The following is an 11,665-nucleotide window of genomic DNA, read 5'->3' as shown; positions in this document are numbered from 1 at the left end:
TTTACGTCCTTCAAAAAAATTAGAATTTGGTGGGCTTATTTTAGTATGGCCTTTCACGAATATGTTTTCATACAAAAAAGGCTGCCGCAGCACCCCTGGTTTTAGTAAAACATCCTTTTGTTAAATAAGAATTCAATAAAAAATACTTAAAACCTTTTATAAATCCCTCAATTTAATCCAGTAGAATTTACCGCTAACGCCTTGTTTATACGAACAAATATCAATTTATCGAACTGGATAGCTGCTTAAAGTTGAAAAAGAATGCGCCAATTTTTTCGCGAAATTTAATGGGGGTTCGACTGATTGAATATGAATATACAAAATCGAAGGTTTCATATATAACCAATCATTATGCAAGGCACTAACAATAATCCCCTGTTGGACAACTGATTGCATAAATCCTGGAATTTCTTCTTGTAAAATTGCTATTTCACCCAAATTTAATGCAATACCGTTTTGGTCCAATGATTCAAATAAAACCCCTACTGGTACAACTGAGTTACTCGGACGCCCTTGGACAAACACTTCAATATTACGATGCAAGGACACAGAACAAACACCTTTATTTATGTCGCTTTTCCCATTTATAATTTTGGCAAATTGTTCACAAAGAGAGTTATAGTCATTCATAATTAAGCCTCCTTTTAATTGGGATATTATGATGTTTAATTCTATTTAATGATGAATCATAAAATAAAGGAGGGAAAAAAATACCCTCCAGATCATTTAACTGGAGGGCATTCGTATTAAACATAATCTTATGGGAATGAATTACTTAGCGCAGCAAATATTCATGTTGTGTTAGCTATTTGATTCTTTTTGTATTAGAACCTTGTGCTCTACTGTTGTTGTCTCCAAAACATCATTATCTTTATGAGTATTAGTAATGTTTTTTGTCATCACACTGACAACCACTAAAACTACGATATTAACAAATAGAGCGATAATTCCTACATTCAAGTCTTTAATTGCTTGAGGAAGATAAGGAAATAGATAACCAATTTTTATATTCCCTAGTTCCATAATTGAGACTAGCACGCCTCCTGTTATAATCCCGGCAAATGCTCCATGTTTGGTTATAAAATTCTTTCTCATCAAGCTTGCGAAAAAGGCAGGAGCTAGTTGTGTGATAAAATTATAGGCGATTAAAGCAAGACTAAAGAGGGAATTTCCACCTTTAAAGGTCAAGTAAATCCCTACGAGAGAAATAAGGGGAACCAAGTATTTTACCAATTTTGCAATCTGATTTTCCGTTGCCGATGGAGTGAATACCTTATATACATTTTTTGCAAGCAATGTTGATATTGACATCAACAGCATGGAACTTGGTACTAAAGCGGCTAACACGCCAGTGCCACCTATTAAGCCCACAAACCATGGATCAAATTCCTGTTTAGAAAGCTGCAGCAAGATAAGATCGGCTTCGCTGCCTTTTAATCCAGGCGTCTGCAAGATAGCTGCAAATCCGACAAAAAAGGCAAACAACAAAATCAATTGGTACATTGGCATTAGGATTGCATTTTTTCGTAAAGCTTTTTCGCTAGAGGCAGCATAAATAGGAGAAAACCCGTGCGGCCACATATAAAATCCAATGGAGCTTAATATAACGGTCGATATATACCACGAAACGCCCATTCCTTGATCCGGAAGTATGGTATAGTTCGGCTTTGCATTTTCAATGGCCTCAAACATGGGTTGAAGACCGTCATAATAATGAAGAGGGAAATAAACCCCTAAAAATACGACAATGCCAAGAATCAGAATATCCTTTAAAATAGCTGTCCTGGCAGAACCGTGAATACCGGAAACCATTACGAAAATGGTTACACCAATTGCTCCAACCCAAATGGCAGCTGTAGAAGAAATGGCCCCATAGGATGTTGCAGAAACGATATATCCTAACCCCTTCAATTGCAGAACTAAGTAGCAAGTACAAGCTATAACACCAATTACAGCAACAAGCACACCAAGATAAGGACTTTGATATTTTTTCACGAAAAAATCTGATTGGGAAACTAATTGGTGTTTCTTTGCATACCTCCAGATAGCAGGAAATGTCCAGTAGGAGATGACTGTTGCCAGACAGCCGTATGATACGATACTAAAGATGGAACCTCCTTCCCCATAAGCTGATCCACTTGCACCTAAAAAGGTGAAGGTCGTATACATTTCACCTGCGGATAAGAGGAAAATCAAAAGGGCTCCCATTCCACGTCCCCCGACTGACCATTGTTCTAAGTTCATTTCTTTCCCTTTTTTAGCCTGGATACCAATCAAAACGGAAATGACGAAAAAAAACAGGATGAATAACACGGCAATATTCATCTTGAATCTCCCTTCTGATTAGCTGGATCCAGTAGATAGATAATCCCCATAATACCTGTGGTTAGCACAGACCAGAGTACAATCCAAAAGTGAAAAAATGGCATTCCCAGAACATAGGGAGTCACTTTATTTGTAAACAAAGCACCTACAATAATACCAAGAAACGGGATTATTCCGAGCCAATATATTTTTTTCATACTCTTAGCCCCCTAGTAAGTTAGATTTAACATTTTAAAAGTCGCGTGAACAAATAACTTCACCCCATTTTGTAAAGCCTGTTCATCGATCGTGAATTTCGGATGATGGTGAGGATATATAATCCCTTTTTCTTCATTACGGGCCCCTATTACAATATAGGATCCCGGAACTACTTTTTGAAAAGCAGAGAAGTCCTCACTTCCCATAATCGGCTTTAAAATCTCTCGGCTTTCTTCACCAAATACTTCACAGACGGTTTCGTCCATCAATCGGGTAACTTCTTCATCATTAATGGTCGGAGCATAACCGAACTGATAATCGAATTCGTAAGTAGCTCCATGCGCTTCAGTAATTCCTTTTATAATGCGTTCGATAAAATTCGGTATTTTTTCCCTTAACTCCGGATTAAAGCTTCGAACGGAACCGCCAATGCTTACCTTACTTGGAATAACATTAATCGCACTTCCCGCATGGAACTGAGTCACTGAAATCACAAGAGCTTCCTGGGCATCACGATACCTCGAAACAATATGCTGGAGATTTGATACAACCTGTGTTCCAATTGCTATGGGATCGACGGTAAGTTCAGGCTGTGAGGCGTGCCCCCCTTTACCGACCACTGTAATGTTAAAAGTATCAGCTCCAGCCATCACCGGACCGTAACCCAAACCAATTTTCCCTAAAGGAAGAGTCGACAAGAGATGGGTGCCAATGACCATATCCACTCCATCAAGCACACCAGCTTTCACCATCTCTTGGGCTCCACCGGGCGGCAGTTCCTCGGCATGTTGAAATAAAAAGCGGACCTCCCCTTTAATATGATCCTTTAACTGTGTAAGAATCTTCGCTGCACCAAGCAGCATCGCCGTATGCCCGTCATGTCCGCATGCATGCATCGCGCCTGAATTCTGTGACACAAAGTCAAACTCATTCTCTTCTTCAATTGGAAGCGCATCCATATCAGCCCGCAGTGCAATAACCTTCCCAGGCTGCGGGCCAATCAAACGAGCCATTATACTCGTTTTTGTCGGACGTGAAATTTCCAAATCACCAAAAGTTTGTAGCGTTTCATAAACAAATTGTGCTGTTTTTACTTCTTCAAAAGACAGCTCGGGATACATATGTAAATATCTTCGCCATCCAATCACTTCATCTTTAACAGTCTCGATTAAATCATGAATCATTATCGTTTGAGACACCCAATACATCCCCTTTTCATTCAATTTACATGGTAATCTTTATTTTCGGTTAGTTTAAGGAATAAATTCCTTAAATAGAGTATAATATCCCGTGTTCTTTATTTCAATGTTTTTTGAAAATTCTAAACTATTTTATTTGATTACTAGATTTAATAGTGGAAGTTCTCCTTTTAGTGCTTTTACATCAAAATAAAAAAGCACCCAATTTTGGGTGCTTATAATAATCGATAAATTTTACTCGGCCTTCCACGTGTGGCGTGAGCCTCTTCACCAACGCATTGTGCCAAATCAACTTCGCACATATCCGCAATAATACGCCGTACATTACGTTCTGTCATCTCAAGATGTTTCGCTAATTCCTTTGTTGTGAAATTACCCCAGCCCATTCTTTGTACAAGGGCTGATATCTTCTTATATGTTTTTACACTGATATTCCCCTTTTTTAACTTTTCGATAAGGAGTTCATTGTGGGACCGGGTAGCATATTGTAATTCTTTCTTTTTGCCTGGTGATTCAATAATCTTTCCATCATCTTGAATAATCACAATTTCACGCTTCTTCATCTCTTTTGAATGTTGAATAGCCCGAAAAGCATTGATTTCCGCCGAATAGGCAGTTTCGCCGAAGCCAATTCCAACGGCAACGGTTGTATCTGCTTCAAAAGCCAATTTTTGAATGGTATCTTCGAGCGTAATAATTTCCCGTTCAATTGCGCCGCGAGAACTAAAAATCATGTATCTTCCATTCCCTTTCTCTGAAAAGGAACCATTTATTTTTTCACCAAGTTGAATTAACATTTCTTTTAGCCGAAGCTCCAAGTACTGTAAATGATAAGGAGTTTTCATTTCCTCTGCCACTCTGTTAAAATATTCAACTTCAATGATTTCAACTCCAATTTGTGTGTCTTTAAAGTAGGAAGTCTTTACTTTTTCAGAAAGAATCCGAAGCGTTTGCCGGATTTCCATCTTACTCATCGACATCCGGTAAGCTGGAATTCCATACTCCCTTAAAGCTTCGCACACGGACGGAAAACAAGATAAGGCGCCTTCTGTCCTTCCCTTATTCCATAAATCCAAGTGAAAATGAAACAATTCATTAGTGTCGACATCTGACTCAAACACTTTCGTATAGATCTTTGGGGTTTTAATATTCAACTGTGACAAAGCTTCTTCACTAATATTGTTTGAAGACATAGTATCGATACTAAGCCTCTCAATAATTTTCCCTTGTTCGTAAATCAACTCTAAAAAAGATTTATAAAAACCTGATTCCGTAGCAGGAACATGGACCATTATTTTATCTGTGCCTAGTGTTTTTTTCGCAATTTCATAGGGAAGTGGACCGGAAAAAAGCCATGCATGTACGTGAGAATGATGTTCTTTTACAATATTCTCTACCTCTTCAGTCTTTACATAGGGCAAAGAGATGAATTCCAATTCATGTTTATATTCTTCTGCCAAGTCTAAAATCTGTTCTACAGAAGTTTTTAGTCCGACTAGTCCGATTTTATACATCCTGTATTCTACTTCCTTTATCATCAGTAATATAATCAATGTTCTTTGTAAATATCCTAGTTTAACGTAAGTCATGCTCGTAAATTTAAATTTTCTGCTCAGTTCTTTTTACCTTTTGTCCTATTTTATCATGTGACATGAAGGAAAAATACGTTGTATACGTTATTCATGTTAGGTTTTCATGACAGCTTTGTTATACATCTTAGATAATCATCCATTATCTTTATGTTTTCCAAGAGTTCTTTTTGCTTTTTGACATGACATAACCAATTTTCTAGTTAAGCTAAAAAAACACCTCTTTAGGTGGTTTCAGACTGTACAATTTGGACGTTGATTTCCACTTCAGGCACTCGCTTTCCGCGGGCGGTCCGCCCTCGGCTTGCGCCTATAGAAAAAGATACTATGTAGGCTTTTTCATACATATTAGAATGCATGATAAAGAACTTATGTTTTTAGTGTGGAGGCCAGTAAGGTCATGAGACCGAGCAATAAAGGAGTTCGGGGTGAAGCTGAGGATGAAAACAATGTAGATGTTCATAAAAAAATAAGAGGGGACAAATGTCCCCTCCTAGTGTGTTATCTTTAAATCTGCTTGCTGAAATCGCGCTGTGCTCCCCTATAGCTCCCGATTATATTTTGATAACCAGGAAGCTGGCTTGAAAGCAATGCACCAAAACCTTCGACATGGTTGCGCCAATCACGCTGTAATTCGCATGCTGCGCTAAACCAATTCATAAGCTGCACACCGCCATGGGCCATACGCGCTAAAGCAGCATCAGCTACCTGTTTGCTGACTGTTCCAGAAGCATCAGTGACGGCGAATACTTCATAACCTGCGTTCAAAGCGGAAAGTGCTGGGAAAGCAACGCAGACATCAGTAACCACGCCCGCAATGATAAGTTGTTTTTTTCCGGTTTCTTCGATTGCTTTAACAAAATCTTCATTATCCCATGCGTTAATTTGTCCAGGCCGAGCTATTTTTGGCGTGTTAGGAAAGAGTTCTTCCAATTCTTGCATGAGCGAAGAAAGTTCGTATGTAGGGAAATTCCCCTAACCCCTTCGTTGGTTTCAATCAGTTTATAGTTTGGTAAAAAGAACTTCCCATAATTGATCATGAATTCTAAATTCCACACTCCAAGATAATGTAAATGGTTTTGGTTATATTGAACCCCTTCCATTTTCTAAATGTTTACAACATACTATAACCTATAAGGGAATTGGGAGGAGTGCAGAAATGGATGAAAAGAAAGTTACATGGTTAGAGCTCTTTTATGATTTGTTATTTGTGGCGGCCGTTGCGGGCGCAACTCATGTTTTACTGCAGGTTGAAGATGGATATATCCATCCAGAGTATTTATTGAAGTTCGTGTTGATTTTTATACCTATCTGGTGGGCTTGGGTAGGGCAAACCATATTTATTAACCGGTTTGGAAAGGATTTATTTCATCAACGGCTATTTTTGATATTGCAAATGTTTTTTGTCCTAATTATGACCTCAAGCTTATCAGTCGATTTTGATCCTTATTATCTTTCTTTTTTAACTGGTTATATTGGCTTAAGAGCCATGACGGCTATCCAATATCTTGTTGTACAGCGGATAGAAGAGGGATTTCGAAAAAATGCAGCACTCTTTTTGGGAAGGTATTTTTGGATTGGAATCGTCATTTCATTATTTTCCGTCCTTTTTGATTCCTGGCTTCGATATGCTGTGTTATATTTGGGCATCCTGATCGATATCATTATCCCGATCCTTGGAAGGAAGTGTTTAGAAAAGGTTCCTACAAATACGGCCCACTTGTTAGAGCGATTCGGTCTATTTACCATAATTCTCTTTGGGGAAGCTCTTGTGAGCACTCTTGCGGTAATCCAACCTAAACAAGGAAATTGGGATTCGATAGCCTTTTCTATCATTTCATTTGTCCTGATAATATCTATGTGGTGGCAATATTTCGATAACATGGAGAAGAAAGTCGACAAGTCTGTACAATCTTCCGGCCAGCTCATCATTTACGGTCATCTGTTTATTTTAATGTCTATAAGCATGATTGCAGCGGCCATCAGATTATTGTTTTTACAGGAAGTCCATTATTCATTTATCTTATATTTTGTTTTTGGTTCCGTATTGCTCTATTTCATATCAACCACTTTTGTTTTCCACCAATATCGACATAAGCACCAGCGCTTGCAAATATATCATTTAGCGTTATTTTTAGGGATTTTAGCCGTCTTTTTTATTTTTAATTTGATTGTCCCGGTACCAAATATCGTGATAATAGCCGAATTAACACTGTTTTTTATCATCTTTGCCAAACTAACGACTACATAATATAGGAATCAAAGATGGAAGTTTTTGCATTTGACATCAAATTAGTTTATTCATAAACTGATTGTGACAAAGAAGAATGAGGTGACATTCATGAAAGAAAACACAACGAATCCCTCCACATCTAACAACGAGGAACGGCTGGGTTTAATGTTATGGTTCCGAATAACACGAATATATAACCAAAGTATTCGGGAATCCAATCAACATTTAAAGAAATGGAATCTATCGGCAGCCCAATTCGATATCTTGGTTCAAGTGGGTTCCCATGAACGATTGTCTCAGCAAGAACTTGCAAACAAGCTTTTTGTGACGAAAGGCAATATCACTCAGCTATTAAGGAAAATGGAAGAATTGGGATTGATTAAACGGGAACAGGAATGGAAAACAAAATACCTTTCATTGACTGAGGAAGGAAAAGAGTTTTTTCATGAAGTTGTTCCAAAACAAGAGCATTTTCAGGCATCACAGTTTGCCAACTTGAATGAGACGGAAAAACAACAGCTTTTAGATCTACTTAGTAAAGTTCAAAAATAATAACAGATCACCTGCTAGAATGGTGATCTGTTTTTTTTATCTTGTTACTTCGGTTTTTTCATGAACAATGAAAGGACCACATTCACGATCGCGAAAATCAAACTAATTTTAAATACAAGCGATGAACCTGAGGCAGCAGCTGCCGGTAAATCATTTGCCACATCAGTCAAGTAGCCATTTTGCTTCGCAGAGAATAGTAAAGGGGCAGCCCTGAAAAACTTGATAATAAGAGATTTGAATTTTTCTTTATAGATGCTGACAAGGAAAATTATGAGAATTACCTGCAGTATTGCATTAAACTGGCGGCGGAACGGGGTGCTTTAATCGTTCTGGATAACGTACTTGCGGGAGGCAGTGTGGCAGACGAAGATGCTCAACCTAAACATTATCCTGCATTTATGAAGGCGTTCAATGGAAACGTGGCCAATCATCCTCAATTGGAATCCCTGCTTATTCCAATCGGTGATAGGCTGACCATTTCAAAAGTAATTGCGCAAACCCACGAGTAAATTGCTCAAACTCACGAGTAAACTGCTCAAATTCACGAGTAAACTGCTCAAACTCACGAGTAAAACGGCAAAACTCACGAGTAAACTGCTCAAACTCACGAGTAAATTGCTAAAATGGCCGAATATATCGCACAAATTCATGAATATATCGATCAACCTCGAGTTTATAGCTCTAACTCTCGAGTATAGTGCTCAAACCCTCAATTATATCGCCCAAACTTTCGATATCATCGATCAAGCTCACATGTATATCGCGCAAATATCCTTTTCATGAAGAAAAAATAACTGAATTTCTATAATCTTGAATGAAAATGATTTTTATTATCAATAATAAAATGGAAGAAGGTAACCAAGTTGATGGTTACCCCCGATGATTTAAATTTCTGGATCAAATGTTTTGCAATCCGTTTCTTTGCTATTTGATGCTTGATTCCCTTTATGGCTGACAACATAAATAGCATCTGCACTGCATTTGTTTCCAGAATCCCAGTATTTACAATTATTCACTTCACATAGAACATCCTTTGCCATCGTATCACACCTCCTCATTTGCTATCATTAACAAAGTTGGGGTTCTTGATACTTTCCTTTTTCAGGTTCGGGTGCCTTGTTTTTAATGAAAACGGAATTGAAGGCCTTCTCGAAAGATTCACGGAATTTAAGGACCGGCAGAAAAAGGACGCCAGTTTGTCAAAGCATGTTCGGTACAGACCCAAGTTTCAGCGTTCTTCTATGTAAAGATTCATATTGGCTCAGGAATGGTTCAGGCTTGATATCGGATTGACCGTACATTCATGATTGGCTTCGATTGTTTGTAAGAAGCTTTGCATGGAGTTTGTCATATAAGCATCTTTACGATGAATGAAGACAGTCGAAATATTGCCGTACTCTTCTGGAATTGCATGAACATGCACGTTTTCATTGGCTGCAAGGTGATTTACCGCTGATTGTGGTACGAGGGTAATGCCAAGGCCGAGTGTTACACTGGTTAAGATGGTTTCCAATACATTGAACTCCATAATCCTTTTAGGCATCACTTCTTCCTCTTTCAACCATTGCTCCAGTTTAGATCGATATCCACAACCCTGACTGAATACTAAAATTGGTTCTGTTAAAAATTCTTCAAGGTTTAATGTTTCATTCCTTGTAACTAAAACAAGTTTTTCTGTACACACATCGTATTGCTGAATGAGTGGATGTTTAATCGGTCCTGTAACAAAAGCGCCATCCAGCCTATGTTCAATAACATCTTTAATTAAATCCTCCGTTAACCCAGCCTTTATGGATAGATCGACATTTGGATACTGTTTATGATAAGAGGCTAGAATCTTAGGAAGGCCGCTGACCGTTTCAACAGTACCGATGTTCAATATCCCCGTAGGTGTTTCACTATCCAGGAATACTTGTTTGAGTTCTTCCATATCAAGCAAAATTTTGTTTACATACACCAGCATCTTTCGTGCCTCTGCGGTTAAAGACATACCACGTTTATGCCTATTGAATAAAGGCGTCCGTAACTCATGCTCCAAATGCTTAATCCTCGCCGTTACATTGGATTGGACATAATTCAACTCAACAGCAGCCTTACTTATGCTTCCATATTTAGCGACGCACTGGAATATTTGCAAATCCCGAATTTCCATAAAAGTGACCCCCTTTCCTAAATATCATTAATAATGATGGTTACATTCACTTTAAGTCATTTTACATGATAATGACTTTATCATAAAGTGTGTATAGGAATTTAATCAATCATTATTTTTTTGAGGGGAAGCTTTAAATGAAAAAGAATCAAGTTTTAATCGGTGCACTTTTATGTTTGACAGCCAGCATTTCTTGGGGAGCCATGTTTCCGGTTGCAGAAAGGGCACTCATGTATATAGATCCTTTTTATTTCTCTTTTCTGCGATATTTAGCTGTTAGCATAATTTTAGGGATATTGCTTTTAATTAAAGAGGGAACGAAGTCTTTTCGCTTGGAAGGGAAAGGAAAGAACTTATTGTTTTTTGGATCGATGGCGTTTACAGTATACAACTTTCTCATTTTCGCAGGTCAAGACTTACTGGGCCATAACGGGGTAATCGTTGCTTCCATCATGGAATCATTAATGCCTATGATTTCAATTATGATAATGTGGGTTTTCAAAAATGCCAGACCTATGAAATATACGATCGCAAGTATGTCCCTTGCCTTAATAGGGGCTATTCTTGTGATTACCAACGGCAATTTATCATTCCTATTTTTATTGAAGGATAGCATCATTCCTATACTTTTCATTCTAATTGGGGTTATAGGATGGGTTATATATACGATGGGCGGCAACCAATTTAATGGGTGGTCAACACTCCGCTATTCGACTTTAACGTGTATTTTGGGAACAACAGTATCTGCAATCATTACATTCCTTGCAACTTTAATTGGCCTGCCTGTCCCCACAGCAGAGGTTATTGAATCCATTTATGGCGAGATGATTTTCATGATTATTTTCCCGGGTGCCATTGCACTTTTAAGCTGGAATTTAGGTATTAAACTTTTAACGCCCATTAATGGCATTCTATTTATCAATTTAGTTCCAATAACCACGTTAGCCATTGTTTTTATCCAAGGGGGATCACTTACATCATTCGAATTACTGGGAACTTTTTTAGTGATATATGCTTTAATTCAAAACAATTATTATCAAAGAAAAAACTTGCCTTCCCATGTTGAAGAATTGATTCCAATGAAAGAAAAAAAAATCAGTTAATTTATAAGGTACAAAACATCAATGGGAGGACAATAATGGATTACTTAACACTTTTAATAATTTTTGGATTGGCTGTACTATGGGAATTGGCAACGATTAATAAGAATGTGAAAAAAATGAATGAGCAAAATGAAGAATTAATTAATCTATATAATGATAGAAGTAAAAGAAATCAGTAAAATGACTTTTGGCACAACAGTGCCTGTAAGCAAAACTATGTGAAAAAAGCCTCTTTTTTGGGGCTGTTGACAATCTAAAAGGATTTTTGAAACCTGTATAGAATTTATTCTATGCAGGTTTTTTATTGGAGGGAT

11 protein-coding genes and 2 pseudogenes are annotated in these 11,665 nt (G+C 37.7%); 5 read left to right on the top strand and 8 right to left on the bottom strand.

The annotated features are described in order from the left end of the window. Window positions 1–225: 225 nt before the first annotated feature. The 6 genes and pseudogenes from ACFX4X_RS24210 to ACFX4X_RS24185 form a co-directional block, all read right to left on the bottom strand. Complete coding sequence (locus tag ACFX4X_RS24210; RefSeq protein ID WP_377387200.1) at window positions 226–630, bottom strand: DUF1259 domain-containing protein; 405 nt, start codon at window positions 628–630, stop codon at window positions 226–228. A gap of 171 nt (window positions 631–801) precedes the next feature. Continuing rightward, entirely contained in the window at window positions 802–2,325 is a 1,524-nt protein-coding gene (locus tag ACFX4X_RS24205) for a sodium:solute symporter family protein (protein WP_377387197.1), read from the bottom strand. Continuing rightward, a complete protein-coding gene (locus tag ACFX4X_RS24200) occupies window positions 2,322–2,522 on the bottom strand; it encodes a DUF3311 domain-containing protein (RefSeq protein ID WP_289319685.1) in 201 nt (66 codons plus the stop codon). Before ACFX4X_RS24200 ends, ACFX4X_RS24205 begins: the two co-directional genes overlap by 4 nt. A gap of 12 nt (window positions 2,523–2,534) precedes the next feature. After that, window positions 2,535–3,731 (bottom strand): M20 family metallopeptidase, encoded by a 1,197-nt coding sequence (locus ACFX4X_RS24195; RefSeq protein ID WP_377387194.1) that lies wholly within the window; start codon window positions 3,729–3,731, stop codon window positions 2,535–2,537. Between the two features lie 206 nt (window positions 3,732–3,937). Next, entirely contained in the window at window positions 3,938–5,236 is a 1,299-nt protein-coding gene (locus tag ACFX4X_RS24190) for a helix-turn-helix domain-containing protein (RefSeq protein ID WP_125160504.1), read from the bottom strand. A gap of 582 nt (window positions 5,237–5,818) precedes the next feature. Then, window positions 5,819–6,256: pseudogene (locus tag ACFX4X_RS24185) on the bottom strand (isochorismatase family protein); the annotation flags it as partial. 214 nt (window positions 6,257–6,470) lie between these two features. Here ACFX4X_RS24185 and ACFX4X_RS24180 point away from each other — a divergent pair. The 3 genes and pseudogenes from ACFX4X_RS24180 to ACFX4X_RS24170 form a co-directional block, all read left to right on the top strand. Then, window positions 6,471–7,562, top strand: a complete 1,092-nt coding sequence (locus ACFX4X_RS24180) for a low temperature requirement protein A (protein ID WP_284469728.1) — start codon at window positions 6,471–6,473, stop codon at window positions 7,560–7,562. Window positions 7,563–7,652: 90 nt separating this feature from the next. Continuing rightward, window positions 7,653–8,096: a MarR family winged helix-turn-helix transcriptional regulator gene (locus tag ACFX4X_RS24175; protein WP_089363027.1), complete on the top strand. Its 444-nt coding sequence runs from the start codon at window positions 7,653–7,655 to the stop codon at window positions 8,094–8,096. A gap of 221 nt (window positions 8,097–8,317) precedes the next feature. Beyond that, a pseudogene (locus tag ACFX4X_RS24170) lies at window positions 8,318–8,605 on the top strand (O-methyltransferase); the annotation flags it as partial. 375 nt (window positions 8,606–8,980) lie between these two features. Here the strand turns inward: ACFX4X_RS24170 and ACFX4X_RS24165 are convergent. Both ACFX4X_RS24165 and ACFX4X_RS24160 read right to left on the bottom strand, forming a co-directional pair. After that, window positions 8,981–9,136, bottom strand: coding sequence for a DUF1540 domain-containing protein (locus ACFX4X_RS24165; protein WP_065310844.1), 156 nt, complete (start codon window positions 9,134–9,136; stop codon window positions 8,981–8,983). 221 nt (window positions 9,137–9,357) lie between these two features. Beyond that, complete coding sequence (locus ACFX4X_RS24160; RefSeq protein ID WP_089363029.1) at window positions 9,358–10,248, bottom strand: LysR family transcriptional regulator; 891 nt, start codon at window positions 10,246–10,248, stop codon at window positions 9,358–9,360. Window positions 10,249–10,385: 137 nt separating this feature from the next. Here ACFX4X_RS24160 and ACFX4X_RS24155 point away from each other — a divergent pair, with 137 nt between their 5' ends. Both ACFX4X_RS24155 and ACFX4X_RS24150 read left to right on the top strand, forming a co-directional pair. After that, on the top strand, window positions 10,386–11,351 hold the full coding sequence (locus tag ACFX4X_RS24155) for a DMT family transporter (RefSeq protein WP_377387191.1): 966 nt from the start codon (window positions 10,386–10,388) through the stop codon (window positions 11,349–11,351). A 35-nt stretch (window positions 11,352–11,386) separates the two neighbouring features. After that, window positions 11,387–11,530, top strand: coding sequence for a hypothetical protein (locus ACFX4X_RS24150; protein ID WP_377387190.1), 144 nt, complete (start codon window positions 11,387–11,389; stop codon window positions 11,528–11,530). Window positions 11,531–11,665 lie beyond the last annotated feature (135 nt).

Source organism: Peribacillus sp. YIM B13481, assembly GCF_042787985.1.
In the GTDB taxonomy this organism is placed as follows: domain Bacteria; phylum Bacillota; class Bacilli; order Bacillales; family DSM-1321; genus Peribacillus; species Peribacillus simplex_A.
This window is presented reverse-complemented; position numbering and strand designations above follow the sequence as displayed.